25 protein-coding genes are annotated in these 24,698 nt (G+C 49.6%); 10 read left to right on the forward strand and 15 right to left on the reverse strand.

The window, feature by feature from the left end; all coding sequences use genetic code 11:
- The first annotated feature begins 290 nt into the window (after positions 1-290).
- A complete protein-coding gene (locus MAQ5080_RS01020) occupies positions 291-1,250 on the forward strand; it encodes a Bug family tripartite tricarboxylate transporter substrate binding protein (RefSeq protein ID WP_067204225.1) in 960 nt (319 codons plus the stop codon).
- 47 nt (positions 1,251-1,297) lie between these two features.
- Here the strand turns inward: MAQ5080_RS01020 and MAQ5080_RS01025 are convergent, their stop codons facing one another.
- Positions 1,298-1,834: a Spy/CpxP family protein refolding chaperone gene (locus tag MAQ5080_RS01025; protein ID WP_067204229.1), complete on the reverse strand. Its 537-nt coding sequence runs from the start codon at positions 1,832-1,834 to the stop codon at positions 1,298-1,300.
- 206 nt (positions 1,835-2,040) lie between these two features.
- Here MAQ5080_RS01025 and MAQ5080_RS01030 point away from each other — a divergent pair, with 206 nt between their 5' ends.
- Both MAQ5080_RS01030 and cpxA read left to right on the forward strand, forming a co-directional pair.
- On the forward strand, positions 2,041-2,730 hold the full coding sequence (locus tag MAQ5080_RS01030; RefSeq protein WP_067204858.1) for a response regulator: 690 nt from the start codon (positions 2,041-2,043) through the stop codon (positions 2,728-2,730).
- Positions 2,730-4,130 (forward strand): envelope stress sensor histidine kinase CpxA, encoded by a 1,401-nt coding sequence (gene cpxA, locus MAQ5080_RS01035; RefSeq protein WP_067204232.1) that lies wholly within the window; start codon positions 2,730-2,732, stop codon positions 4,128-4,130. Before MAQ5080_RS01030 ends, cpxA begins: the two co-directional genes overlap by 1 nt.
- Before the next feature lie 76 nt (positions 4,131-4,206).
- On the opposite strand, the gene MAQ5080_RS01040 is transcribed toward cpxA, so the two are convergent.
- From MAQ5080_RS01040 to ligA, 7 genes are all read right to left on the reverse strand, one after another.
- Positions 4,207-5,511, reverse strand: a complete 1,305-nt coding sequence (locus MAQ5080_RS01040; RefSeq protein WP_067204234.1) for a TRAP transporter large permease — start codon at positions 5,509-5,511, stop codon at positions 4,207-4,209.
- Positions 5,508-6,017 (reverse strand): TRAP transporter small permease, encoded by a 510-nt coding sequence (locus MAQ5080_RS01045; protein ID WP_067204236.1) that lies wholly within the window; start codon positions 6,015-6,017, stop codon positions 5,508-5,510. The genes MAQ5080_RS01040 and MAQ5080_RS01045 overlap by 4 nt, the downstream gene beginning before the upstream one ends.
- Before the next feature lie 2 nt (positions 6,018-6,019).
- Positions 6,020-7,000 carry a TRAP transporter substrate-binding protein gene (locus tag MAQ5080_RS01050; RefSeq protein ID WP_067204237.1) on the reverse strand — a complete coding sequence of 327 codons (981 nt, stop codon included), beginning with the start codon at positions 6,998-7,000 and terminating at the stop codon, positions 6,020-6,022.
- Positions 7,001-7,126: 126 nt separating this feature from the next.
- Positions 7,127-7,579, reverse strand: a complete 453-nt coding sequence (locus MAQ5080_RS01055) for a nuclear transport factor 2 family protein (RefSeq protein WP_067204240.1) — start codon at positions 7,577-7,579, stop codon at positions 7,127-7,129.
- Positions 7,580-7,584: 5 nt separating this feature from the next.
- Positions 7,585-8,286 (reverse strand): alpha/beta fold hydrolase, encoded by a 702-nt coding sequence (locus tag MAQ5080_RS01060; protein ID WP_067204243.1) that lies wholly within the window; start codon positions 8,284-8,286, stop codon positions 7,585-7,587.
- Complete coding sequence (locus MAQ5080_RS01065) at positions 8,283-9,128, reverse strand: class III extradiol dioxygenase subunit beta (RefSeq protein WP_067204246.1); 846 nt, start codon at positions 9,126-9,128, stop codon at positions 8,283-8,285. The genes MAQ5080_RS01060 and MAQ5080_RS01065 overlap by 4 nt, the downstream gene beginning before the upstream one ends.
- Positions 9,128-9,520 carry a protocatechuate 4,5-dioxygenase subunit alpha gene (gene ligA, locus MAQ5080_RS01070; protein WP_067204249.1) on the reverse strand — a complete coding sequence of 131 codons (393 nt, stop codon included), beginning with the start codon at positions 9,518-9,520 and terminating at the stop codon, positions 9,128-9,130. Before ligA ends, MAQ5080_RS01065 begins: the two co-directional genes overlap by 1 nt.
- 154 nt (positions 9,521-9,674) lie before the next feature.
- Between ligA and MAQ5080_RS01075 the strand changes: the two genes are divergently transcribed.
- Positions 9,675-10,886, forward strand: coding sequence for a LysR family transcriptional regulator (locus MAQ5080_RS01075; RefSeq protein WP_067204253.1), 1,212 nt, complete (start codon positions 9,675-9,677; stop codon positions 10,884-10,886).
- On the opposite strand, the gene lplA is transcribed toward MAQ5080_RS01075, so the two are convergent.
- The 5 genes from lplA to betI all read right to left on the reverse strand — a co-directional run bounded on the left by lplA (position 10,883) and on the right by betI (position 15,924).
- The gene (gene lplA / locus MAQ5080_RS01080; protein ID WP_067204256.1) at positions 10,883-11,899 is read right to left on the reverse strand and encodes a lipoate--protein ligase; all 1,017 of its coding nucleotides are present in this window, start codon (positions 11,897-11,899) and stop codon (positions 10,883-10,885) included. The two genes, MAQ5080_RS01075 and lplA, sit on opposite strands and share 4 nt — an antisense overlap.
- Positions 11,900-12,192: 293 nt before the next feature.
- Entirely contained in the window at positions 12,193-13,374 is a 1,182-nt protein-coding gene (gene choV / locus MAQ5080_RS01085; RefSeq protein ID WP_067204260.1) for a choline ABC transporter ATP-binding protein, read from the reverse strand.
- A gap of 3 nt (positions 13,375-13,377) precedes the next feature.
- A complete protein-coding gene (choW, locus tag MAQ5080_RS01090; RefSeq protein WP_067204264.1) occupies positions 13,378-14,223 on the reverse strand; it encodes a choline ABC transporter permease subunit in 846 nt (281 codons plus the stop codon).
- An 80-nt stretch (positions 14,224-14,303) separates the two neighbouring features.
- Positions 14,304-15,233, reverse strand: a complete 930-nt coding sequence (locus MAQ5080_RS01095; protein WP_067204267.1) for a choline ABC transporter substrate-binding protein — start codon at positions 15,231-15,233, stop codon at positions 14,304-14,306.
- Positions 15,234-15,339: 106 nt separating this feature from the next.
- Entirely contained in the window at positions 15,340-15,924 is a 585-nt protein-coding gene (betI, locus tag MAQ5080_RS01100; protein ID WP_067204271.1) for a transcriptional regulator BetI, read from the reverse strand.
- Between the two features lie 327 nt (positions 15,925-16,251).
- Between betI and MAQ5080_RS01105 the strand changes: the two genes are divergently transcribed.
- From MAQ5080_RS01105 to MAQ5080_RS01125, 5 genes are all read left to right on the forward strand, one after another.
- Positions 16,252-17,397 carry a MalY/PatB family protein gene (locus MAQ5080_RS01105; protein ID WP_067204274.1) on the forward strand — a complete coding sequence of 382 codons (1,146 nt, stop codon included), beginning with the start codon at positions 16,252-16,254 and terminating at the stop codon, positions 17,395-17,397.
- A gap of 66 nt (positions 17,398-17,463) precedes the next feature.
- A complete protein-coding gene (locus MAQ5080_RS01110; RefSeq protein WP_067204277.1) occupies positions 17,464-17,853 on the forward strand; it encodes a hypothetical protein in 390 nt (129 codons plus the stop codon).
- Positions 17,854-17,899: 46 nt separating this feature from the next.
- Positions 17,900-18,697 carry a sterol desaturase family protein gene (locus MAQ5080_RS01115; protein WP_067204280.1) on the forward strand — a complete coding sequence of 266 codons (798 nt, stop codon included), beginning with the start codon at positions 17,900-17,902 and terminating at the stop codon, positions 18,695-18,697.
- A 9-nt stretch (positions 18,698-18,706) separates the two neighbouring features.
- Positions 18,707-19,360: a YceH family protein gene (locus MAQ5080_RS01120; protein WP_067204283.1), complete on the forward strand. Its 654-nt coding sequence runs from the start codon at positions 18,707-18,709 to the stop codon at positions 19,358-19,360.
- A 45-nt stretch (positions 19,361-19,405) separates the two neighbouring features.
- Entirely contained in the window at positions 19,406-20,452 is a 1,047-nt protein-coding gene (locus MAQ5080_RS01125) for a Gfo/Idh/MocA family protein (RefSeq protein WP_067204286.1), read from the forward strand.
- A gap of 27 nt (positions 20,453-20,479) precedes the next feature.
- Here MAQ5080_RS01125 and MAQ5080_RS01130 read toward each other — a convergent pair whose 3' ends face one another.
- The gene (locus tag MAQ5080_RS01130; protein WP_067204288.1) at positions 20,480-21,406 is read right to left on the reverse strand and encodes an AEC family transporter; all 927 of its coding nucleotides are present in this window, start codon (positions 21,404-21,406) and stop codon (positions 20,480-20,482) included.
- Positions 21,407-21,576: 170 nt separating this feature from the next.
- On the opposite strand from MAQ5080_RS01130, the gene MAQ5080_RS01135 reads away from it, so the two are divergent.
- Positions 21,577-22,272, forward strand: a complete 696-nt coding sequence (locus MAQ5080_RS01135) for a pirin family protein (RefSeq protein ID WP_067204291.1) — start codon at positions 21,577-21,579, stop codon at positions 22,270-22,272.
- Here the strand turns inward: MAQ5080_RS01135 and MAQ5080_RS01140 are convergent.
- Positions 22,255-24,660: an EAL domain-containing protein gene (locus MAQ5080_RS01140; protein WP_067204294.1), complete on the reverse strand. Its 2,406-nt coding sequence runs from the start codon at positions 24,658-24,660 to the stop codon at positions 22,255-22,257. The genes MAQ5080_RS01135 and MAQ5080_RS01140 overlap by 18 nt on opposite strands.
- Positions 24,661-24,698: the final 38 nt, after the last annotated feature.

Consider the following 24,698-nt stretch of genomic DNA (forward strand, 5'->3'; position numbering starts at 1 on the left):
GCCAAGTGTTAACTTTTGTGTGGCAAATACTTTGTCACTAAATCCTTTCAGTGTATAGGGAAATTCACAAAACAAACTCAGAATCTAGCAGAGCGATTCATCGTCAACTAAGCTTCCTAAAAGCGCCATGCTGTAACCCCCTGGCGCGCTTAAGGCATCATGTATGGCGTAACAGCTGTTTTACCTAATACATTGACAAGGAATCATGATCCTTTGTACGTACTCAGTCTTAGTTCTATGACGAGCGCACAAAGTAAATGAGAATGATACGAGGAATTTAGGAGCCAGTTATGGTTCAAAGCACACATCATGCTCTTAGGAAGGCCTCCCTCATCGGGGCGGCGCTTATGGCCTGCGCATCCGTGTTCGCAGCACAAGACTACCCTACACGCCCAATTACTATGGTCGTCCCTTACGGCATCGGAGGCACAACCGACCTGTCTGCACGTAAACTAGCGTCATTAGCACAAGAAGCGCTGGGGCAACCGATTGTGATTGAAAATCGACTGGGAGGCAGCGGCGCCATCGCTATGCGGACAGTGGCCCATGCCAAGCCAGATGGCTACACCTTGATTGCCACCACCTCGTCGCCGCTGTTTGTCACGCCTGCCGTGCGCCCAGTGGGCTACCAACCGCTGGAAGACTTCACACCTATTATGAATTACTCAGGCCCGTACCATGGCGTCCTTGTTACCGCTGACAGTCCTTATCACTCCATCAAAGAAGTGATTGATAGCGCACTCGCTGGTACCACCATACGTTATGGTACAGCGGGCGCCTTGGGCGGCCCTCATATGGCATTTGAGTTGATTGCCAATGAAACGGGCGCGCCCCTCAAACACATACCTTTTAATGGTGCGGCATCCACCACCGCCGCCTTGCTGAACGGCCGTATAGATATGGCGCTAGTGCCTGCGTATCGAGACTTGGTTGAAAGCGGTCAATTAACGCTGCTTGGGGTATTGGATAATGCTCGTGACCCAGACTTTGAGCAAGTGGCCACCCTCTCAGAAGCGGGCTATGACGTGTCGTTCCCCTCGGTTGTCGGGATTTTGGCCCCCGCAGGAACCCAAGACGAGATTGTCAGTAAGCTGGAAAAGGTGTTTATTGATGCCGCGTCTTCAGGAGAGTTTATCGCCTTTATGAACCGGATCAATCAACCGGTTCGAATCATGACCGGGCAAGATTTAGGCAAACAAATCAAAGCTAACTTAGCAACCTACCGAGCTCTGATTGAACAACTGCATTAAGCGAGCTGCCCAACGCACGTGGGCAGCCTAGGCTAACGATGTCGGGGTTAAGCGTTTGGCTCAGATTCTCCATGGTGTTTACCATGCATTCTCTTGTCGTGGCCGCGCTTGCTGTCACAACGCCCTTTTTTGTGGTCCTGCTTTAAGCTGATGTACTGCTGTTTCTGCTCTGCTGTCAGAACGCTTACTAACTCATGCTCAAACGCTAACTTCTTCACCGTCATACTCGCTAGCATCGCCGCTGCGTCATCGGCCAATTGTTGCGCGGCGTTGCTATCAAATGTTGGCGCCAATAAGATCTTTTTAACGCGTTCGTTTTTCTCGGCTTGGTGAGCACTCATACGCTCTTTATGCTGTTCACGCTGCTGCATCATCTGCTCTCGATGGCTCTTACGCAGTTTTTTCAGTTCCGCCTGCTGCGCTTCTGAAAGTGACAATTGCTGAAAAGCCCCCGCCTCGCTCGCACAAGTGTGGCGCTCTTGGTGATGACGACCTTTGCCAGAACGATCCCCATCCGCGAAAGCTGAACCTGCGAACAACGGCAGGGCAATCGCAGCAACGATTAATTTTTTACTCAAGTTCATCTTTATTCCCTCTCTCTAAAGTGATGTCAGCTCGCTGTTGGTCAGCGCATGTTGAACAGAATAATCCTTGCTAGGTAAACCGGTGTCTGGGCATGGTAAAGTATCGTAAAGAGTGCACGACGACGTGCTATTCCCAGTAAAATCCATAGCTAAGATGTACGCTAACCGGAACCGTTAGAGCACGCCCTATGACTGACGAGGCGCTTATGGCACATATACTTTTAATTGACGATGACATTGAACTGACAGAACTGCTGAAGGAAGTGTTCACTTTTGAAAACTTCACCGTATCAGTGGCGCACGACGGTGAAGCGGGGCTGGCCATGCTCTCGCCACAGGTTGATATGATTTTACTGGATGTGATGATGCCCAAGCTAAACGGCATGGATACCTTGCGCCGTTTACGGGAACACTCTGATATCCCAGTGCTGATGCTGACCGCCAAAGGGGAAGAAATCGACCGTGTTGTCGGCCTTGAGCTCGGTGCCGACGATTACTTAGCCAAGCCCTTTAGTGAGCGCGAGTTACTGGCCCGTATCCGCGCCATTCTGCGCCGCGCCAACAACCGTCAATCCGATAACCAAGCCGACGTCATCGAATACTTTGATATCAAGCTCTATCCCGGCAAGCTCGAAGCATACTGTGGCGAAGCGTTAATGGAGCTCACCAGTACCGAGTTTGCCTTGCTGCAGCATTTCTTATTACACCCTGGGCAAGTGATTACTAAAGAAACACTCAGTCTTGATGTGTTGGGCAAACGCCTAGCACCGTTTGATCGCGCCATCGACATGCATGTTTCCAACCTGCGCAAGAAGCTACCCGACTGGGACAATGGCAAGCCACGCATTAAGACCCTGCGCGGACGTGGCTACTTACTCACCGAAGGGGGCGATTGATGCGCCTGCCTAAAATCACCAGCCTATATGGTCGCATCTTTGCCATCTTCTGGTTCACCATGTTTTTAGTGCTGATGGCGGTACTGTCATTACAGCATTTCGACCCGCGTAAAATGACCGATGTGCCGAAAAGTCATTATCAGCGTTTGCTCGATGCCCGAGATCGAATCGAACACCAATTTCGCGGCCAAACGGACATTCAAACGATCGTTTGGCAACTCAAGCAACATACCGATGAGCGCCACAAACACGATGGTCGCGGCGGTGATGGCGGTTTAGAGCTTTTTATTACCGACCAAGAAGGTAATTTATTATCACCCTACGAGCGTCGCTCCATGAGTGCTCGTGCGCTGCGTAACTTTGTCACCAACATCGAAGACAACAACGTCCCACAGCAGCGCCTCTACGGACGCTTTCTGTTGGCCGGCCCCATCCCTATTCGCCTCGCGAACGCCGATTATCTTCTTTATGTGGGCATAAAATGGACTCGTCCGCCCAGCTTCTTGATTCAACTATTTGATCACCCGTTCCAACTTTTATTGGTCACCATGTTAGTCAGCACACCGCTGTTACTCTGGTTAGCTTGGGCCCTAAGTCAACCGGCTCGACGCCTTGAAAAAGCCGCACAACGGGTCGCCCGAGGAGAGTTCACCATCGATCCCGAGTTAGAGAAAGGCACCTCAGAATTTCGTCAAGCGGGGGCCAGCTTTAACCAAATGGTGGAAGCGGTGAATCAGATGATTTCGCGTCAGCAACGTTTGTTGTCCGATATCTCCCACGAGCTGCGCTCTCCCCTGACACGCTTGGGGATGGCCAACTCCTTGGCCCAGCGCAAACTGGGGCAAAGCCCTGAGCTTAGCCGTATTGAAACCGAAGCTCAGCGCTTAGAATCCATGATTAATAACTTGCTTGAGCTATCACGAATGCAAGTCGACAGTCACAACCAACGTGAACAGCAACCCCTACAAAGCTTGTGGGAAGAGCTGCTCGAAGACACCCAATACGAAGCCGAGCAAATGGGCAAAAGCCTGACTTTCTCCAGCATCCCTGAACGCACCATACTGTGTCATCCACCTCTGTTAATGAGCGCCCTAGAAAATATCGTACGCAACGCTATTTATTACGGAAAATCACAAATAAAAGTCTGCGTGTCAGAGGATGGAGATCAGCTCACCATCACCGTAGAGGACGATGGTGAAGGCGTCCCAGAAGAAGAACGTGATGCCATTTTCCGTCCCTTCTATCGCGTCTCCACCGCCCGTGACCAACACTCTGGGGGCACAGGATTGGGCCTAGCCATCACTGAAAATGCCATCCGCCAGCACAATGGCAGCATTCGCGCTTTAGCCAGTGAGCTAGGCGGGTTAAAAATCGCCATCCAGCTGCCTCTGAGTCATTAACAGGCGTACGCCAAAGGCAAAAAAACGGCTCTCAATCTGCATTGAGAGCCGTTTTACATGACAGAACGCAATCGCCTTAACCAAACATGGTATTGGGTAACAGCAGCACGATTTGTGGAAACGCCATTAGTAGCGCTACCGCAAGGATCATCATTAACCAGAATGGCAATACGCCGCGGAAGATATCCCCTAACTCCACATTGGGTGCCACCGATTTCACGATAAAAACGTTAATCCCCACTGGTGGTGAAATCAAGCCCATTTCAAGAGTCAAAACGGTCAATACACCGAACCAAATAGGGTCGATACCCAGCTGCAGAATAATCGGAAAAAAGATCGGCAGAGTCAGCACCAACATGGCGAAGCCTTCCAAAAAACAGCCTAACACCAAATAAATCATCAGGATCAAAATCAGGGTACCTGTGACACCAAGATCCAATACTGATAAAAACTCACCAACGGCCGCAGGAATATGACTAAGCGCCATAAATGGGTTGATCATATGTGCCGCAATAAGGATCAACATTACAGTGGCGGTCGTCACCACGGCATCACGAGAAGCTTTCCAAAGCATCTTGATCGACAAGGTTCGACTTATAAAGCCTACTAAAATCACGATACCCGCACCGACAGCGGCCGCTTCTACTGGGGAAAATAAACCACCGTAAATCCCCCCAATGGTCAGCAAAATCACCGCTACGATGGGGCCTGCTCCGAGAATTGCTTTGCTCTTTTCCTGTAAGTTAGTCTTTGGGCCTGCGGGACCAAATTCTGGTTTGAAGTAACAAATCACCATGATCATGACGATAAACAACAGCAGCAACATGATGCCTGGCAATACACCGGCAAGGAACAAGCGACCAATACTTTGCTCGGTTAAAATGGCGTAAATAACAAAACCAGTAGACGGTGGGATCAAAATCCCTAGGGTCCCCCCAGCGGCGACAACCCCGGTGGATAAGCGGGTGTTGTAATGAAAGCGGTCCATTTGCCCTAGAGCCACTTTGCCCATGGTCAAAGCGGACGCCACCGACGAGCCAGATAACGCTGCAAAACCACCACATCCAATCACAGTGGCCGAAGCTAAGCCGCCACGAAATTGGCCAATGATGGCATAAGCCGCATCGTATAAGCGCTGGCTCATACCGGTCACCGAGGCCACATTGCCCATCAGAATAAACAGCGGAATCACCACCAATTCCGGAGACGATGCCAAGGTAAAGCTTTCCGATGCGAGCAGACTGAACGCAGAGCGACTGCTGTCCAAAATGGTAATGCCTGTAAAGCCTACCGAAAACATAGCAAATGCCACGGGCACCCGAAGTACCAGTAGCACAAACATAATCAGAATACCGAGCATGCCGATCATTGAAGCACTCATGCTGAGCCTCCTTTTTTACGTACATCACGTCCCGAAAAAGTTAACTCCAGCGCACGCAACAACATGCCAGCCGCCGTCAATAAGGCGAACACAGAGAGGCCATTTTGAAACCACACTTTGGGTAAACGTAACAGGTTAGTGGACAGGTTTAGCATGGCTGAAAGCTTGGCACTTTCGTTGACCGCATAGGCAATGCCGACAAAAATAACCGCCCCTAATAAGGCCGCCACAATGTCGATGATACGATTTAGAAGCTCTGGATAAGCACGCTCAAACAGATCCACGGAAATATGCCCGCCAGTACGATCACAAATCGCCATGGCGCCAAATACCACCACGGTCATCGACATGGTGATGATGTCTTGAGAACCGTACATGGGCGAACCTAGTGCTCGCCCTATGACGTCCACCAAAATCACCAGCATAATAAAGATCAGTCCAAGCGCCCCGATCGCTGCGGACAGGCTTATCAGCCCATCCGCCAGTTTTCGAATGGTGATCAACATACTTAGTTGCCTTGCATTGCAGCTAGGGCATCATCACCATCGACACTTTCCACATAGGACTCAACGACCCCTGATACAGCTTTGCTGAAAGCCATTTTCTCAGCGTCACTCAACTCAACAATGGTGTTAGCACTATTCTTACTGGCTTCAGCCAGCGCTGCATTGGCGGTTGCTAACCAAGCATCTTCGGCACTCTTCGACAGTTCGGCCCCGCTCGCTGCACTGATCGCTGCTTGTTGGTCAGAACTCAAATCGTAATACACTTGTGCGTTAAGCACGGTAAAGAACGCCAGACGACCCAAGGGTGCGCCCAAGGTGAGTGCATCCGCCACCTCGTCCAGTTTGAAGTCTTTCAAGGTGGAAGCACCGGTAATCACACCATCGATCAAACCGGTTTGCATGGCGTTGTAGACTTGGCTGATCGGCATCTGTACTGGCGTTGCGCCTAGAGCCTTAGCAACCTCTGCTGCCGTGGCACCGGCCACACGAACTTTAAGACCTTTTAAATCCTGTGGTGAACGAATCACCTTGTCGCGCATGATGAAAATATTTGGCTCCGAGGTCCATAGCGCCAGCGGCTTGGTACCTGGAAACTCTTGGCTGAGGTTATCATCGTAGGCACGCCACAGGGCTTGGTAGCCTGGCATATCTTCTGGGATCGCCCCTGGCAGCTCGGCAATCATGGTTTTGCCAAATTGTGATGAGGTGTAGCCTGGTAACCCCCACGCCAGATCTGCTGCGCCTTGTAGCACACGAATGTACTGCTCGGCAGGGCCAGAGCCCAACTCTCCGCCATGATATCCCCGCACGGTGAGCTCGCCATTGGTGGCGGCAGATAAGTCAGCGTTTAGCTTCTCAATTACTGAGGCATTAATGGTATGAAATGGTGGTGTGAAGTTGGCAAACTTCAGCTCCTCGGCCATAACCTGACTAGACAACGCGATGGCCGCTGAAGCGGCAATAAGCAGTTTACTAACTTTCATAGTTCTTCTCCCATATTGATCTTAGTGCCTTCATGAGGCGTTTTTTATTTTGGACCTGGGGACGAGCCGAATTGGCGCAGCGCCCTATTACGATAAACTCATCTTGCTAGCATTTTTGTGGCAATCTCAATCACATCCTTTGTAGTTTAGTTCAATCGATCCTTGTCTTAGGGCGATAACCCACTCACCATCGACTTTTTTTAATTGATCAACAAAGCGGCCAATAAACACATTGCCTTTGGCAGCGACAATGGTCTCAATATCTGGCGCTTTGTGCTCACCTGAAAAAAGTACCACTCGGGACACCACTGTCGCGGCCGTGGGACTTTGCAGAGTCACTTCCATATTGCTTAAAGCGTGGCAGGTTTCTTTGACCGGACGCGCCATAAAGGATTGCAAAATCGCGGCACGCCCTGCCACCTTTTCTAATGGAGCACTTGGGCGATAAAGCACACCATCTTCGGCATAACAGTCGGCCAGTTCCTGCCAACGCCCTTGATCCAGTAGATTAATCGAGCGAGTCACCAGTTTTTGGCACTGCCATTCCATCAGCATAGTGTCTAGTTCAGAACTCTTCATACGGATTAGTTTCCTTTCGCTAACCAAATGGTCATCGCGTCTGCCACTTTGTCAGGGGCTTCGACGGGGGCCATATGGCCAACCCCCTCAACAACGACCAGTTCACTGTTGGCTATCTTGTCTTGCATGACTTGATGCTGGGCCACAGGGCTCCATGTATCTTCAGAACCAGACAATAACAAGGTCGGCACCTGTATGGTGGGTAAGATGGATTGCGCATCTGGTCGATTTAGAAGGGCCCTAATCTGCCCCTCAAACTGTGCCACAGAGTAAGCACTTACCATCTGCTCAAGCTTTGCCATTAATGGTGCATTTCGCAGACCTTGGGGGGACATCATGGGACGTAGCCAGTCACTTGCTAAAACATGGGTACCGCGTTCCTGCGCCAGTTGAATTAAGCGCATTCGCCCTGGTATCTCCTTCTCTGATTTTGGGTGTACACCGGTATTCATAAGCGCTAAATGGGTCACGCGTTCCGGCGCTAAGCGATAAACTTCAAGCGCTACCCGAGCCCCCATAGAGTGCCCTGCTAAAGCAAATTTACCTTCGACTTGCTGCAATACCGATTGCGCCATGGCGGTCAGATCATCAAAACCGGCAAAACTAATAATCTCGACATCCGCCAAGGGCTTCAGCTGTTCCGCTACCCCTTGCCACACTAAGCGGTCACACAGTAATCCCGTCAAACACACTAATTTTGTTTTCATGGCTCGGCCTCTTGTTCAAAAATAATATGCCCGAGAGCCGTATTAGAAACTGGAACGTGATAGTGACGATGCACCTCCTTCACCTGATTCAGAGCACCACGCATGATCAGCCACATCACCATCTCACAGCCTTCGGTGCCAGATTCGCGGATATATTCCACCTGCGAAATTTTCGCTAAGCGTTGATAGTCATCGGCCAAACTGTCCATAAAGGAAAGATCCCAAGGTTGGTTAATCAACCCCGCACGCTCACCAAGGAGTTGGTGACTCATGCCGCCAGTGCCCCAAACTTGTACATTCAGATCTTCTGGGAATTGCTCGATCGCTTGGCGTAGCGCCTTGCCTAGTGCCAAACAACGCTCACCGGTTGGCGCGGGGTACACCACCGTATTGACCGCCAATGGAATGACCCGACAGGGCCACTCTTGCACCTGCCCAAATACCATCGAGAGCGGCACCGTTAAACCATGGTCAACGTCCATTTCATTCACAATGGTGAGATCAAAACCGTTTAGAATGAGCTGTTCAGTGAGATGCCAAGCCAATTCTGGTGCACCTTTTACCGTCGGCACAGGGCGGGCGCCATAGCCTTCATCAGCAGGCTGAAACTGCTCGGCACAGCCCATGGCGAAGGTCGGGATAAACTTCATATCAAAACTCGTGGCATGATCGTTGTAGACCAAGATCACCACATCAGGACGCTGTTCACGGATCCACTTTCTGGTGAACTCAAAGCCTGAAAAGACAGGTGCCCACTCCGCTTTATCACTGTCGCCAACATCCATAATGCGACCCAGTAAAGGAATATGCGAGGTACCGAGACCGGCTTGAACCTTGGCCATTATTGTTGCTCCTTAAGATAGCGATTACCTTCGGGGGATCGGCCACCACGACGCATCATGTCGAGGTATTCTTCTGTGCTGAGATCAGTCATGGTAGAGACGGCAGCGGCAACGCTTAAACCGTCACAAGCACTGATTTTAACGAGGTAGTAGATGTTGCCGCCTAGGGCAATAAGCTGACTGAAGTCACGCCCGAGTACGGCTTGCTTTTGTGCCTCACTGAGACCAAATTGATCAAGATAAGCGCGCTCGTCTTGTTTAAAGGCGTCTCGGTTTTCCGCTTGCATCAGGGACATGCAGAACTGATTTAAATGAAAGCCTTTGCGGGCCATCTCGCCATCAAAGACCGTGGTCCCTGGAATATCGCTGTATTGTTTATTATTAGAATTCATTGTCTTCCCGCTTCAGCTGATCGCTGTGCTGCTGGTTCCATTTAAAACTACACAGCGCTAGACAATCTGTCCTATGCACATTTATAAAGTTAACCTAAAATTTAGTTATATCTTGTTGTGCCAAGCAAGAATCCGTACTGCCTAGGACGCCCTAATGAAACACGACCACCTCAGCACTCTGCTGACCTTAAAGCAATGTCGCGTTATCAACGCCATTATGAGAAAAGGCTCAGAGCAAAATGCCAGCCTCGCCCTAAATCTGAGTCAATCGAGCGTGTCACGTGCTTTGGCGCAAGCGGAGCAAACCCTTCAAGTCAGTATCTTTAGTCGCGGCTGGAGTGGCGCTGAACTCACCGCTGATGGCGAAGTCGTACTGGCGACCTGCACCAGCATCCTCAACGCCATTGCGGACCTTGAGCGATCACTACAAGACATGGCCCATTCAGCCTTAACCCTAAAAAATCATTTGGAGTGGCGCCACTTAATGGTGCTCGAAGCAGTTTGCCGTTTGGGCAGTGCTTCCGTGGCAGCAGAAGCACTTGGCATCACCCAACCAGCGGTCAGCAAAACCTTAAAAGAAGTCGAAAACATGGTGCGCCAGCCCCTGTTTGAGCGTATGCGCCATGGCTTGCTGCCACTTAGTGCTGCCAAACAATTGGCCGCACTTTTTTTAAGAACACTGCCCATCGCACAATCTTTGCAGCAAACACTGCAATCTCAGCCAAACGAGCTCAGTGGCAGATTATCCGTCGGCATGTTGTCTTTCTCTTGCCAAGACATCGTACCGATTGCTTTTGCGTCGATCTTTAAGCAACACCCAAGGATCCGCCTGCAGGCCATGCAGGGGCCGTATCACATGCTAGCCAACGCCTTGGTCCAAGGAGAAATTGATTGCTTCCTAGGGCTATTAAGAACAGGGCCAATTCACCCTGATTTGATCGAGATTCCCTTGCTGCATGCACAATATGCGTTGATCGCGAGAGCAGATCACCCAATACACCATAAAGCGACGAGCTTGAAAGATTTGACCGATGAACGTTGGATTGTGGCGCGACATGGCACGCCGATTCGGGAGTACTTTGAGACGTTATTTCACAGCATCGACAACAAACCACCCATCCAAGCCATCGAAATGCTGACTTTCGCCTCTTCAGAAGAGCTGGTGATTCACAGCGATGCCATCGCGCTATTGTTTTATGATGATTGGAATATTACGCAACTGAACCCGCGCCTAAAACAGGTCCCGATCAAGCAGCCGAAGCCAGATTGCACCATTGGCATTACCCTACATAGGGACCATCAATCGCCGATTATTGAAAACTTTATTGCCGAGCTAAAAGGCACGATTAAAGCAAAGTTGGCTTAGGCCAACTCACGGCTAAGCCAATCACTGAGCTCCGCCATCCAAGTTGCATAGTGGGGATAACTGTTCTTCAATTGGTCAACCGCATCCACCACATTGGCCACATTGTAGTGCAGGCCTTGCAGGCGAGGGGCAAGGTTTTCCAGCGGCGCGGGCTCCAGCATATCGGTATACACTGTCGCCTGCTTGATCACACCTTTTTCGACATCCAACAGCAGTTGCACGCCGCCCCAATCAAAGCGTTCTTCTAGGCTGTGGGTAAAGGGTGGCGTGCTGCCATAATTCCAATCCCAGCTGCTTTGATGGGCAAAACGTTCGTGAAGACCTGGCAGATCGTGAAAGTGATCCGGCGAAATCCACTCGGGTTCAACCTGCTCACCATAGTAGCTTGAAAAGGCCGCAATGATGGCTTCACATACCACTTGATGATCAATGGTTGGCTGAATCTGTTTTAAGTTAATCACCCGAGAGCGAACGGAGGTGATCCCTTTGGCCGCCAGTTTTTTCGCATCAGGGTTCAGGTAATCCCCTAGACGCTGCATGTTTGTATCTAACAACAAGGTACCATGGTGAAAGCCGCGGTCAGAGGTCTCACGATAAGCCGATCCTGAGAACTTCTTAATCATCTCACCGTCTTCGACCACTAAGTCATTACGCCCATTGGCCAGCCCCTTAATTCCCAAGGTTTCTAGACCTGCCAAGACAATATTGGTCGATACTTCTTTGTCGTATTCGGGCTTGGGCGCCATAAAGGTAAAATTGGTATTGCCCAAATCATGAAACACCGCGCCACCGCCAGTCTGGCGTCGTGCCAATTTCACACCATCTTGTTGCATGCGCTCAGTATTGCATTCACGCCAAGGGTTTTGCGCACGACCAATCACTATGGTGTCGGCATTGCGCCATAAGAAGAGCACACGTTGATCTGCTGGCATCGATCGAAAGATGGTATCTTCCACCGCTAAGTTGAACCAAGGGTCATCACTATTCGAGATCAAGATCCGCGTCTTATTCATAACGACTCTCTTCCGTGTGCAATATGAGAGGAACAATGTTTCTTTTGTCTATCTTTAGATTAAAGCACAGGGCTGAACGTTACAGCCAGTGATAAAGAACATAAAAAGCCCTTAGCAGAGGGCTGCTAAGGGCTAAGGTTTGGTCAAATCTTAGCGATAAATCACTATCAATTTAACCGAGTGGCGTTATCAAAACAAAGGCATCCCTTCCCCTACAGAACTCAACCGAACGGATCATGACGTTGCTTCGTTCAGTCTGGATGGTCTTCGTTCCGATGTCACCAAACTGGTCACTAGGAAGCGCGGCTAAAGTGCTTACCTAATAAAGCATGGTAGAACTGATGGTCGCCCAATACGCCGGCGCACTGGCCATTATCTTGCAGAACCATCGGCATTTTCGTGTGGTAACGAATTTCAACGGCATCACGCATGGAGATTCCCACTGGCGCCAGCACAACAGAGTTTTCCGGCATATTTTCAATGTCCATGCCATCTTCCCATTTGCTGATCGCGATGTCATGGCCGTGGGATGACGCGCCCTTTAGCGCCCCATCTTGGATATCTAACGCGAGATGCTCACTGACGTGGAACAAACCATCCAGTTGCGCCATTTGTGCCAGCGGCGTCATCAAGGCATTACCACGTAATACATTGAGAGGATTAGTGTGGGCCACGAACTTCTCCACATACTCCGTCGCTGGGTTCAAAACGATCTGCTCTGGCACGTCTTCTTGAATAATACGTGCCGATTCCATGATGGCGATCTTAGAACCGATCTTCAGAGCTTCATCTAGATCATGACTTACGAAAATGATGGTTTTCTTTAGGCGCTTTTGCAGCTCTATCAACTCATCTTGCAGCTGAGAACGGATCAAGGGATCCAACGCGGAAAACGGTTCGTCCATCAGCAGGATATCGGAGTCCATGACAAAGGCACGAGCCAGACCGACACGCTGACGCATACCACCCGATAGCTCATCTGGTTTCTTATCACGCCAGTCGTACAAGCCCACCATTTTCAGCTGTTTATTGGCACGTTCTTCACGCTCTTTCTTCGACACGCCTTGCATTTCTAGGCCGAAGGCAACGTTTTCTAGCACCGTCATCCAAGGCATTAAAGCAAAGCTTTGGAACACCATGGAAACACGGTTGGTACGCATATGACGTAGGGTTTCTTCATCACACTTAGCCATATCGACCATGCGCTCACCGTCTCGCACTAGACAACGGCCTCGGGCCACCTTGTTCAGACCATTGATGGCACGCAGCAAAGTGGATTTACCTGAGCCAGAAAGCCCCATCAGCACACAGATTTCACCCTCTTCGACGGAGATAGTCGCATTTTGAACACCGATGACGTCACCTGTGCGCGCTAGGATTTCAGGGCGAGTTAAGCCTTTGTCTAGCAAGCGTAGGGATTCCATCTTTTGATTACCAAATACGATGTCTAGGTTTTCAATTTGAACCATTGGCATAACTTAGCCCTCCGCTTTTGAATTAGGTGTTTTACAGATACGGTCTAGCATGATGGCTACCAATACGATCGCCACACCGGCTTCAAAGCCTTGCGAAATGTTAACTGTGTTCAAGGCACGTACCACAGGTTTGCCCAGACCATCCGCGCCGACTAGGGCGGCGATCACCACCATCGAAAGGGACAGCATGATACATTGTGTCACACCGGCCATAATGCTTGGCATTGCCGCTGGTAGCTCCACTTTGTAAAGCAGTTTGGCTTTGGTGCAACCGAACGCTAGACCCGCTTCACGCAGCTCGTTAGGCACTTTGCTGATGCCCAGATAAGTTAGACGAATCGGTGCCGCGATGGCAAAGATAATGGTAGAAATCAGACCTGGCACATAACCCAGACCAAATAGAATCAAGGTTGGGATCAAGTACACGAAAGTCGGGATGGTTTGCATCAAATCCAAAATCGGACGTAATACGGTGTACAGCAATGGGCGGTGCGCTGCGGCAATACCGATAGGCACCCCTACCAAGACACTGATCATGGTTGCTGTGATCACCAGCACCAAGGTTTGAATGGTTTCTTGCCAGTAACCTAGGTTCATAATAAGTAGGAAGGCGGCGGCGACAAAAATCATCATACCGACGCTGCGGTGTAACCACCAAACCAGTGCTAGCACAATCGCGACCACGGCGAATGGGTTCATCCATTCAAGGCCATCCACTAGGGCAAAAATCAGGGTTTCTAGGGTGACAGAAATAAAATCGAAAAAGAATGAGGCAACATCAATCAACCAGTTTACAAAGGTTTCCATGGTATCGCCGAGTGGAAGTTTGTGCTCTGTTAGCCAATTCATATAGGGGTCTCCAAACAACTTACATCAAGCTATAAGCGCCGCCATGCGACGCTTATGTATTTTTCTAACGTGTCACTTGGTTACAGACCCAATGAAGATTTTACAGCCGCTAGGCCATTGTCGCCAGAAGCCGCTTGGACGCCGTCTAACCATGAATCCAGTACCGCAGGATTCGCTTTCAGCCATTTCTGCGCTGCAACGTTTGGTTTTTCACCGTCATCAAGGATGGCACCCATGACTTCGTTCTCCATTTGTAGAGAGAAGTTAAGGTTAGTTAGCAATTTGCCCACGTTTGGACATTCTTGGAGGTAGCCCTTACGCACGTTGGTGTGAACGTTAGCACCACCGTAGTTTGGACCGAAGAAATCGTCACCGCCTTCTAGGTAGGCCATGTCGAAGTTAGCATTCATTGGATGCGGCTCCCACCCTAGGAATACGATCCACTTGTCGCGACGCGCGTTACGGCTCACTTGAGACAACATACCCGCTTCACTTGATTCCACTAGTTGGAAGTCGCCCATACCGAAAGCATTCTGATCAATCATATCTTGGATCAGGCGGTTGCCGTCGTTACCTGGCTCAATACCATAGATGCGACCACTGAATTCACGGGCGTGCTTGGCGATGTCAGCAAAGCTTTTTACGCCGCCGTCATAGGCTGCTTGACTCACGGCTAAGGTGTATTTTGCCCCCGTCAGGTTAGGCCCTAGATCCTCTACTGTGCCCGCTTCTAAATAAGGCGCGATGTCCGCTTCCATAGTCGGCATCCAATTGCCTAGGAAGATATCAATGTCATTGTTGGCCAGCGATGTATAGGTCACTGGAACCGATAGCAATTGCGTTTTGGTGCTGTAACCTAGGCCTTCTAGTACCGTTGAGGTAATGGCCGTGGTCGCCGTGATGTCCGTCCACCCCACATCTGAGAAACGAACAGTAGAACAGTCTGCGGCAGCCATGGAAGAGGCACCAGCAACGCATAGAGCAAGTGTAGCGTGTTTCAATTTCAACATAATCTATCTCCTAAGGGATATATGGTTAGAGTGAGGGTTACTCGGCTCTAAATTTTCAAATCGATATCACGCCCAACAAAGCGCCCCATCCTTGGGGGCTCGCCCGTTACGGTCTTTCTAACATGATTGAAATGTATTCATTAATCATGTTGGCTGCGTGTTGATTGTCGATGCCTCCGGCTAGGGAACCGCGAAGCCACATACCGTCAATCATCGCCGCCACCGTGTAGGCAATCTCTCGTGCGCGTTCTTTGTCAAAACGCTCACGAAACACAACCACTAAGCAACTTTGTAATCGGCGTGAATAAACATTTTGTAAGCGAAAAAGCGCTGGCTTATGCATCGCCGACGCCCAGAACCCCATCCACGTTTTAACCACTTGTGGGCGTGTCTGAGATTGGCTGATCGAAGCTCGAACAATGGCCATCGCTTTCTCATAAGTGTTGCCTTCGCGCGCTAGGTACAGCTCACTGTGCAACACTTCAAAAAATTCTTTAATTAGGCTGCGCATGGTTTCTTCTAACAAGCCGTCTTTACCACCAAAGTAGTGGTTGATGATGGCCGGAGAAACACCAGCTTTTTTGCTGATTACGCTAACCGTTGCGCCAGGAAAACCCAGTTCATCGATTGCTGAAATGGTTGCTTCAATCAATTGTGGTTTTCGAATTTCTGGCATTCCAACTTTTGGCATTTGGATTCCTTTTTGTTAAACAACCATTTAATAAAAACTATAGTAGACACAACGTCAGGGAATGGTCAACCCTTAATAGCTCTAAATACTTAGCGTATCGCTGCGAATAATTGTGGAAGGCTTGAAACATAAGGCATTGCGCAAGAAAAAATATTTTTAATATTTTTCTTGATCCTAATCACAGGATCCCAACCATTTGTACAATAACCACACAATTTATCCAAAAGCGTCATGCGCCAAGATTTTCAGGTCTCTACCGAATCGTGCGTATGGCAGTATCCATCTTTCAAGGTGAAATTCTGATCACCTGCCACATAAGGAGTGTATATGAGTCAGGAGTCTCATTTCGACGACATTATCGACCGAAGGGGTCACTACAGTGACAAATGGGGTAAATATCCGAGCCATGTCATCCCTATGTGGGTCGCTGACATGGATTTTGATGCTCCCCCATGCGTTAAAGAGGCATTGCAGCAACGGGTGGATGACGGCGTGTTTGGTTATACCTATGCCCCCAAGTCCCTAGTACAGGCCATTCAGCAGCATTGTCAAAGCCATTATCAGTGGCAGCCCGCCAGTGCCCACTTTATTCACCTACCCGGCCTCGTATGCGCACTACATTTGTGCGTCAGAGCCTTGTCTGAGGCCAACGACCGCATCATCGTCCCCAGCCCAGTGTACTATCACCTCACCAAGGCCCCAGAGATGTCTGATCGAAAGTTAGACAGAATTCCTTTTGTACTCAAAGGAAACCGCTGGTCGGTGGATTTAGTAAGCTTGGAAGAATCATGCAAAAAAGACGATGCGTCCATGCTACTTTTGTGTAATCCGCACAACCCAGGCGCCACCGTATATACACGGGAAGAACTGCAAGCAATTCATGCACTTGCCAAACGTTATAACTTATATGTGGTATCGGATGAGATTCACTGTGACCTGATCTTATCGGATGCCACGCACATTCCATTTGCCAGCCTCAACGAAGATGCCGCACAACGAACGGTCACCTTAATGGCCCCCTCGAAGACGTTTAATATCGCCGGTTTGGGATACGCCTTTGCTATCATAGCCAACAGCCAACTGCGCCAACGCTTCAATAAGGCGCGCGCCGGACTGACCCCTGCACCAAATCTGTTAGCCTTGGTCGCTGCTGAGGCCGCCTACACAAAGGGGCAAGCATGGCACGCTGAGCTATTGGAGTATTTGCGTAACAACTGCACTTATATTCGTCAGCGTATCGCGGGGACTAAAATCCAAATGGCGAAACATGAAGCGACCTATTTAGCGTGGCTGGATCTCCGTGCTTATCAAATTGACAAGCCCCATGACTTCTTCTTAAAAGCAGGAGTGGGAATTTCTGATGGTGAGGGGTTTGGCGCAGCGGGATTTATTCGCCTAAACTTCGGTTGTCCACGCTCACAATTAGAACAAGCCATGAACCGTATCTTGATTGCTTTGGATTCCCTGTCGTAACCCATTGCTTTAATCCGCTGTGAAAGTCGTCAACATACGCCATGCCTATCACCCTAGGAGGTGCCTATGTTGACGACCATTAAAGAGCTTGCCCTAGAAGGCCTAAGCCCCGATCCACATCACGATGTCACCACGGATTTAGATACTTTAAGTGAATTGATTTTTGCCATTGCCCCCAGCGCTCGAATCATTCGCGAGAAAGGTGTCGACGTATTTTACCTCGTTGAAGAGTGGGCCTTCGCGTTGGTACCGCACCAACAAAACCTGAGCCTTTATCACGCCAGCGACCTGGACATTTCAGGGTTTTATGAGCGTCTTAAAAATGTGCACTTAGGCGATCACTGCCTATTAATCGATAGCCTTGATCGCGTCAATTTGAACGTACTGGTGGAACTTCTGGCGCTGCTCAAAGTCGATATGGTAAGAAAACACCAGCTAGATCAAGCACTCCACTGAGAAAAGTAGTGTAGACTAGCCCTATCTTCCGCATACACGGATAGGCATGATCGACTACCAACTGCGCATATTACTGTTTCTACTGTTCGTCACAGTTCTACTGAGCTGGCAGTTTCTTGCGCCACGAGCACCACTGCGGCAATGGCGCTCCAGATGGCGCCATAATCTCGGCTTGTTCTTTATTGATGCTTTGTGCGTACGCTTATTCCAGCCGCTGCTATTAACCGGCGTCGCACTGCTACCTGCCGCGCCCTTTGCACCTCTTAGCCTATTGCCTAGCGCCTTGGCATTGGTGGTCGCACTGACCCTGTTAGACTTGCTAATTTATTGGCAACATCGCCTGTTTCATCGAGTCGATTGGCTATGGCGCTTACACCGCGTCCATCACAGCGACCCTGAATTGGATACCACCTCGGCGGTGCGCTTTCACCCACTCGAAATTTTGCTATCACTGCTGATAAAAGCCGCAGCCATTTGGCTACTGGGTATTCCTGCCACAGCGGTGCTGGTGTTTGATATCTTACTTAATGCCCTCGCCCTGTTTAATCATACCAATGTACAACTCAAGCCGTCGCTGGAGCGCCCTCTGCGTCGTTTAATCGTCACCCCAGCCATGCATCGCATTCACCATTCCAGAATCAACACCGAAGCCAATCGTAACTTTGGTTTCTGTCTGAGCATTTGGGACCGCTGTTTTAAAAGCTATTTAAAAGAGAGCCAAGGAGGCGACCAAGGACTCAACATTGGTTTGCCTCAAACTCAGCGTTATGCCCCAAAAAGTTTATTTGAACTGCTTAAAATGCCTTTTTCCTTGTCTGTCAAAGGAAAGGGACGTTCGCAATAGGAGAAAAAGATGTCGTACTACACGTTAACCGCAATGGAAGCTCGTATCATTGGTTGCCTGATCGAGAAGTCTATCGTCACGCCAGACCACTACCCATTGAGCATCAATGCGTTAACCAATGCTTGCAATCAAAAGTCCAGCCGTGACCCCGTGGTCAATTACACTGAGCTGGAAGTACAGGATACGGTTGATGCGTTGGTGGCACGCAGCCTAGTGACGGAAGAGTTTTATCAAGGCAGCCGCGTCGCTAAGTACCAGCACCGTTTTTGCAATACCGAGTTCTCTGACCTGCAGTTTACAGCGGCAGAAACCGCACTGGTGTGCATGCTGTTATTACGCGGCGCGCAAACCCCAGGAGAGCTGCGCTCACGCAGTGGTCGATTGCATGCGTTTGCCAGCATTCAAGAAGTCGAACAAGCCTTGACCAGCCTTAAAGAGAAAGCCGCGGGGCCATTTGTCGAGCAGTTGCCGCGGGAACCAGGCAAGCGTGAAACACGCTATCAGGAGCTGTTTTGCAGCGAAAGCAATATCGATGTCAGTGCCGAAGAGCTGGTGCAAGCCTCCACTAATGAAGATTTATTGACACGCATCGATACCCTTGAACAAATTGTGGCAGACTTAAACGCACGCCTCGCTGCGCTTGAGGCCAACACTGGGCTATAATTTGATTTGACTTGTCACTCACCTTCTTCCACTTAGGAGCCTCCCATGAATGAAGTACGTTGGGGAATCATCGGTACCGGAAGCATCGCGCAAGCGTTCGCGGCAGACTTTAACTATGCCCAAACTGGCGTTTTGAGAGCCGTCGCATCGCGTAGCAAAGAGGCTGCGGATGACTTTGCAGAGCGCTTTGATATTGAACTGGCGATGATGGACTACTTCTCGCTGATCAATAGCCACGAAGTGGATGTCATCTATATTGGCGTGCCCAATTCATTACACTTTGAACTCAGCAAAGCCTGCATTATGGCGGGAAAACATGTGCTCTGTGAAAAGCCATTTACCTTAAATGCAATACAGGCCGAAGAGCTGTTTGAGTTAGCGAAAAAGCACAATGTGTTTGTGATGGAAGCCATGTGGACGCGCTTTAATCCAGCCGTTGAACAGGCATTAGAATGGGTTGAAGAAGGTGAAATTGGGGTGTTACAAAGCATACAAGCCAGCTTTTGCTTCAACGGCTCACAAGACCCAAGTGAGCGCCTACTGAATAATGAACTCGGCGGTGGCGCTCTGCTAGACGTGGGGATTTACCCCATTTTCCTAGCGCAGCTGTTCCTCGGCAAACCGGACTTTATTCAAAACCAAGCGTTAGTGGGCGACACTGATGTAGACGTTTTCGAGCAGTTATTACTGGGCTGGGATGAAGGCCAATTGGCCGCTTTAGAATCGTCCATCATCAGTCAACAGCCGAACCGTGCGGTACTCTCAGGCAGCGCCGGCTACATTGAGTTTGGCCAGAACTGGTACCAGAGCAAAAACCTTACCTTGGTCAAAGAAGACGGCGCGGAACACGCAATCGAGTTCGACGTCCCGGGCACAGGTTATCAATTTGAAATCGAAGAAGTGAACCGCTGCATCGATGAAGGTCTGCTACAAAGCCCTAACCACAGCTGGCAAGACACTTTGAACCTCCTCGCCACCATGGATGAAATTCGTCAAGACATTGGCGTCTTCTACCCAGGCGAGCCCGAGCCCTGTGAGCACGATTGTGACATTGAGCACCACCATCACGAGCACGGTCACCACAAACACTAAGCCATTTTAAAACCAGAGCGGCACGCGCTAGCCCAACCACAAGTGAGCCAGCGCGATGCTAACTGGTACCGTCAGCAAAGACATGGCCGTTTGTAAGGTAATAAACGCGGCCAAACTGTCCGCATCGCCGCCCAATTGTTTCGCCAGCGCATAGCCCGACGTAGCGGTTGGCACAATACCAAACAACAAGGCAACATAGGCTGCTAAGCCATTGATCTCCAATAGGTAGCACACCAGTAATACGACACTTGGGAAAACTAAAAAGCGCCCAGCAGCCGATAGCCAAAAGCTGGCGCCAATGGCCCGAACAGTGGTTAAACGCACCCCCGCTCCCACGGCAAGCAGCACCAGTGGTAAGGTTGCCTGCGCCAACATTTGCGCCATATCAGACACAATTGGGATCGGCGTTAAGCCCAACGCATTTAAACCAAGTCCTGCAGCAATGGCTAAAATAAGTGGGTTTCTGAGCAATTCTTTGGCAATCAGTTTCGCTAACGACTGCTGCTTCTGACCATGCATGGAGACCATGCTCACCACCAAGAAGACATTCACCGAAGGAATCAACACCGCCGCCCCCAAGGCTGCCAACACCAGTCCCTCAGCACCATATAAGCGCTCTGCCAGCGCCAGCGTAATAAAGGTATTAAAACGTACCGCGGCTTGCAGCATCGAGGTGGTGGTGGGAGCAGACACTTGTAACCAGCGGGCGGTGATAAATATCACCAAGGCTGTCACCGCCAAAGCGCTGACCAACACCATGCCATAACGAAGTAACATGGGGTTGGCGAAATCAATCACACTGGTTTTCGAAAACAGCAACGCGGGAAACAAACACCAATACACCAGTTTATCGACACCTTGCCAAAAGCCGTCAAATGGAAAGCGCCAACGCTGTAGTAAGCCGCCCATCATGAGCAATAAAAACACCGGTAGTATGGCAATAAATAATTCCATTCGTTTTCGTTCCAGATCAGCTAGTTAACAAGATAAGAGAGCGTTCCAAACAAGAAAACAATCAATAAAATCGATAAATACTCTCGAAATATTGTATTTTTAATTTACTTTTTCGATATATAAACTGAATTCATTGATTCAAATCGAGTCGCAACAGTTTGGAGTACAGCATGATCACCTTACGCCCCGCAAGCGAACGTGGCCAAGCCGATTTTGGTTGGCTCAACAGTTACCATAGCTTTTCTTTTGGTCACTACTACGACCCTAAGCATATGGGATTTTCTGCTTTACGCGTCATCAACGACGATACCGTACAGCCGCGTATGGGCTTTGACACCCATGGCCATAAAGACATGGAGATCATTAGTCTGGTGACCCAAGGCACCATTGCCCACAAGGACAGTGCCGGAAATATTCGCGAACTGCCGGCGGGAGAATATCAACTAATGTCTGCTGGCTCAGGTATTTTCCATAGTGAGTTTAATGCCTCAGACGCTGAGCGCCTAAAATTTCTACAAATTTGGATTCAGCCAAACCGTTTTGGCGGTGAACCCAGCTATCAGCAAAAAAGCTTTGGCGAGGCCGAGGGCTTTACCACTATCATCAGCCCAGACGGTCGCGCAGGCACTTTGCAAATTAAGCAAGATGCTTCCCTGATCCAGCTGATCATGCAGCAAACACAAGATGCCACTTGGTCAGCCGATCCTGAGCGCCGTTATTATGTGCATGTGGTGGAAGGTCGCTTGCTGCTACAAAACGAAGTGGTCCTGTGCCAAGGGGATGGCGCCAAACTTGAGCAATTAGACGCTATTCACTTTAGCAAGCAGTCAGAGCGACTGAAAGTGATTCTATTTGATCTCCCCTAAATGAACCTGATTACGAGTTGTGTCTTGGGCTCGCAGCAAGGCTTCTGCACCCTCGGTTAGCAAGGGTTTCGCATACAGATACCCTTGCCCCAAGTCACAACCAAACTTAGCTAATATGGCCGCTTGCGCTGGCGTTTCAATGCCTTCTGCAATGACTTTGAGTTTGAGCTTATGGGCCATGGTAATAATGGCCTCACACAGGTCTTTTTCCATACGCTCTTCGGCCAACTCACTGACAAATGAACGGTCAATTTTGATAAAATCAATGTCTAACCTATTCAAGTAAGACAATGCAGAATAACCTGTACCAAAGTCATCCAAGGCGACGTTAATCCCTTCATCACGAAACGCTAACAACTGATTTGAGACGACTTCGGTATGATGCATCAACATATTCTCGGTAATCTCTAAGCTCACCGCAGCGCCTGGCACACCTTGGGCATGCAGAAACTCAAACCAATCGGACATGTGCTTATCGGGTGCAGACAGCTGATACGGCGAGATATTAATGCTCATGATTAAGTGCTCACCAAACCGCTTACGCCAATCGGCAAGCTGGCGAATCGACTCTTTAAACACATAATCACCAATCTCAGAGATGAGGCCAGACTCTTCGGCAATGGGAATAAATATATCGGGGGTTATCATGCCTCTACGGGGATGTCGCCATCTGAGCAAGGCTTCAAATTTACGGATGCGGCCATCTTGCATCTCGACAATCGGCTGGTATACCAAAAACAACTCATTATGTGGCAGCGCTTGACGCAGGTCGTTGATCAAACTCTGCCTTTCAATGGTCTGCTGATGCAGTTCAAAACTGAAGAAGCACCAGCAGCTTCGTCCAGCGGCTTTGGCAGAATACATGGCCTCATCGGCATATTGCAGCAAGGCAGACGGCTCAACACTGTCAAATGGTGCTTGGGTAATACCGATGCTGGCGGAGATGTAGACTTCATCCTGATTGAGGTAATACGGCTGTTCCAAGCCAGACAGAATCCTTTTCGCCAATTCAGTGAGGCTCAACTGAGACTGCCCATAAGGCACTAGGATGGTAAATTCATCTCCGCCGATCCGAGCAAGCTCGGCACCATTAGGAATGTATTGCAGCAGTCGTTTGGCCACCTCGCGCAGCAAATGATCCCCCCACTGATGTCCATGGATATCATTGATCTCTTTAAATCGATCTAAATCCAAATACAACAACGCAAACGGCTCCCCTTCCCGCTTCGCAGACAGAGATAAGCTTTGCAGACGCTCTTTAAAATAACGGCGATTATGCAGCTCGGTCAGAGGATCCTGGGTGGCTTGCTTGGCTACTAATGTCCGCGCTTGGTCACTCTCTTTCAGTGCCAAATCTAAGCGTTTATTGGTGCGCACGACGTACAACACCACCGACATTAATATCAACATGATGCCTGATGCCACCGCTACGACGATCATAACCTCGCGCCAATCTTTTTCTATCATCGGCGTATACAAGGCAGCACCCACGTCAAAGTCGTCGTTGAGCTTACCAATGGCTTGATAGGCTTGCGCCACATCATACCAACGTGATTCATTCAAATAGCCCACTTCGACTAAATTCGGCTGGATCAAGCTGTAGGTTTCTTTGGCTTCAAACGCTAAGTAGTCACGGTCATAGTCACTGTGATAGATGGATACAATCCACTGAATCACTATTTCAGGATACTTCAGGGCATACGCCCAACCACGTAAACTGGCTTCTCGAAAGGCGGCCACTCGCTCAGGGTTGTATTGGATCTCTTCCTCCGAGGTAAACAGATTATCGCCGGAGAAATCAATGCCCGCGGAACGAGGAGAAAAGGTACGATAAGGATGGTTTTGCTGTGCCAAAAAATACGGCTCAATGGTGCTGTTGGCACTCATAATGTCAACGCGCTGATCGACTAAGTCTTGCGGATCAAAGGAGTGATTGAGGAACTCCAGCTCATATAACTTAACGCCTTGCTGCTGCAAATACAGTATCAACTCATCCGAAGAGGCCTCTAACATGGCACGCTGCCCTTGCCAGTCGTCAAAGTCTAACAGTTGATCTTGAGTCACAAAAATCATCGGCGAATGCTGAAATACCACAGCCAGAATCACAAACGGACGTCCGCGGCTGCGCTCTACCAGCAAGGAACTGTTTCCGATACCGTAATCCGCTTTACCAGTGGCGACCTCACTGTACACATTGGTGCGCGCAGAGCCTTCAATAAACTCTACATCCAAGCCCGCATCGCGGTAATAACCCAGTTGCTGGGCAGCGTAATACCCAGCAAAAGCAAAGCTGTGCTGCCACTTTAGCTGTAGACGAATTTTGTCATCCGCCGCACTGGCTAGTGGGCCAAACAGTAGAAAGATAAAACAGATGCAAGTTCTAATCACAACGAACTCCTAATCTTCCACCGCTTCGCAGAAGAGTT

Origin of the sequence: Marinomonas aquimarina, from assembly GCF_900089755.1 — a bacterium.
GTDB classification, from domain to species: domain Bacteria; phylum Pseudomonadota; class Gammaproteobacteria; order Pseudomonadales; family Marinomonadaceae; genus Marinomonas; species Marinomonas aquimarina.

What these genes read in the sequence shown, in the direction of transcription:
- choV (WP_067204260.1), bottom strand. Translation starts at nt 13,374, where the DNA reads ATGCCAATGGTTCAAATTGAAAACCTAGACATCGTATTTGGTAATCAA.
- MAQ5080_RS01110 (WP_067204277.1), top strand. Translation starts at nt 17,464, where the DNA reads ATGTTGACGACCATTAAAGAGCTTGCCCTAGAAGGCCTAAGCCCCGAT.
- MAQ5080_RS01040 (WP_067204234.1), bottom strand. Translation starts at nt 5,511, where the DNA reads ATGAGTGCTTCAATGATCGGCATGCTCGGTATTCTGATTATGTTTGTG.
- MAQ5080_RS01115 (WP_067204280.1), top strand. Translation starts at nt 17,900, where the DNA reads ATGATCGACTACCAACTGCGCATATTACTGTTTCTACTGTTCGTCACA.
- MAQ5080_RS01120 (WP_067204283.1), top strand. Translation starts at nt 18,707, where the DNA reads ATGTCGTACTACACGTTAACCGCAATGGAAGCTCGTATCATTGGTTGC.
- MAQ5080_RS01075 (WP_067204253.1), top strand. Translation starts at nt 9,675, where the DNA reads ATGAAACACGACCACCTCAGCACTCTGCTGACCTTAAAGCAATGTCGC.
- MAQ5080_RS01030 (WP_067204858.1), top strand. Translation starts at nt 2,041, where the DNA reads ATGGCACATATACTTTTAATTGACGATGACATTGAACTGACAGAACTG.
- cpxA (WP_067204232.1), top strand. Translation starts at nt 2,730, where the DNA reads ATGCGCCTGCCTAAAATCACCAGCCTATATGGTCGCATCTTTGCCATC.
- MAQ5080_RS01105 (WP_067204274.1), top strand. Translation starts at nt 16,252, where the DNA reads ATGAGTCAGGAGTCTCATTTCGACGACATTATCGACCGAAGGGGTCAC.
- MAQ5080_RS01025 (WP_067204229.1), bottom strand. Translation starts at nt 1,834, where the DNA reads ATGAACTTGAGTAAAAAATTAATCGTTGCTGCGATTGCCCTGCCGTTG.
- MAQ5080_RS01055 (WP_067204240.1), bottom strand. Translation starts at nt 7,579, where the DNA reads ATGAAGAGTTCTGAACTAGACACTATGCTGATGGAATGGCAGTGCCAA.
- MAQ5080_RS01045 (WP_067204236.1), bottom strand. Translation starts at nt 6,017, where the DNA reads ATGTTGATCACCATTCGAAAACTGGCGGATGGGCTGATAAGCCTGTCC.
- MAQ5080_RS01125 (WP_067204286.1), top strand. Translation starts at nt 19,406, where the DNA reads ATGAATGAAGTACGTTGGGGAATCATCGGTACCGGAAGCATCGCGCAA.
- lplA (WP_067204256.1), bottom strand. Translation starts at nt 11,899, where the DNA reads ATGAATAAGACGCGGATCTTGATCTCGAATAGTGATGACCCTTGGTTC.
- MAQ5080_RS01050 (WP_067204237.1), bottom strand. Translation starts at nt 7,000, where the DNA reads ATGAAAGTTAGTAAACTGCTTATTGCCGCTTCAGCGGCCATCGCGTTG.
- MAQ5080_RS01095 (WP_067204267.1), bottom strand. Translation starts at nt 15,233, where the DNA reads ATGTTGAAATTGAAACACGCTACACTTGCTCTATGCGTTGCTGGTGCC.
- MAQ5080_RS01130 (WP_067204288.1), bottom strand. Translation starts at nt 21,406, where the DNA reads ATGGAATTATTTATTGCCATACTACCGGTGTTTTTATTGCTCATGATG.
- MAQ5080_RS01065 (WP_067204246.1), bottom strand. Translation starts at nt 9,128, where the DNA reads ATGGCCAAGGTTCAAGCCGGTCTCGGTACCTCGCATATTCCTTTACTG.
- ligA (WP_067204249.1), bottom strand. Translation starts at nt 9,520, where the DNA reads ATGAATTCTAATAATAAACAATACAGCGATATTCCAGGGACCACGGTC.
- MAQ5080_RS01020 (WP_067204225.1), top strand. Translation starts at nt 291, where the DNA reads ATGGTTCAAAGCACACATCATGCTCTTAGGAAGGCCTCCCTCATCGGG.
- MAQ5080_RS01060 (WP_067204243.1), bottom strand. Translation starts at nt 8,286, where the DNA reads ATGAAAACAAAATTAGTGTGTTTGACGGGATTACTGTGTGACCGCTTA.
- choW (WP_067204264.1), bottom strand. Translation starts at nt 14,223, where the DNA reads ATGAATTGGCTAACAGAGCACAAACTTCCACTCGGCGATACCATGGAA.
- MAQ5080_RS01135 (WP_067204291.1), top strand. Translation starts at nt 21,577, where the DNA reads ATGATCACCTTACGCCCCGCAAGCGAACGTGGCCAAGCCGATTTTGGT.
- betI (WP_067204271.1), bottom strand. Translation starts at nt 15,924, where the DNA reads ATGCCAAAAGTTGGAATGCCAGAAATTCGAAAACCACAATTGATTGAA.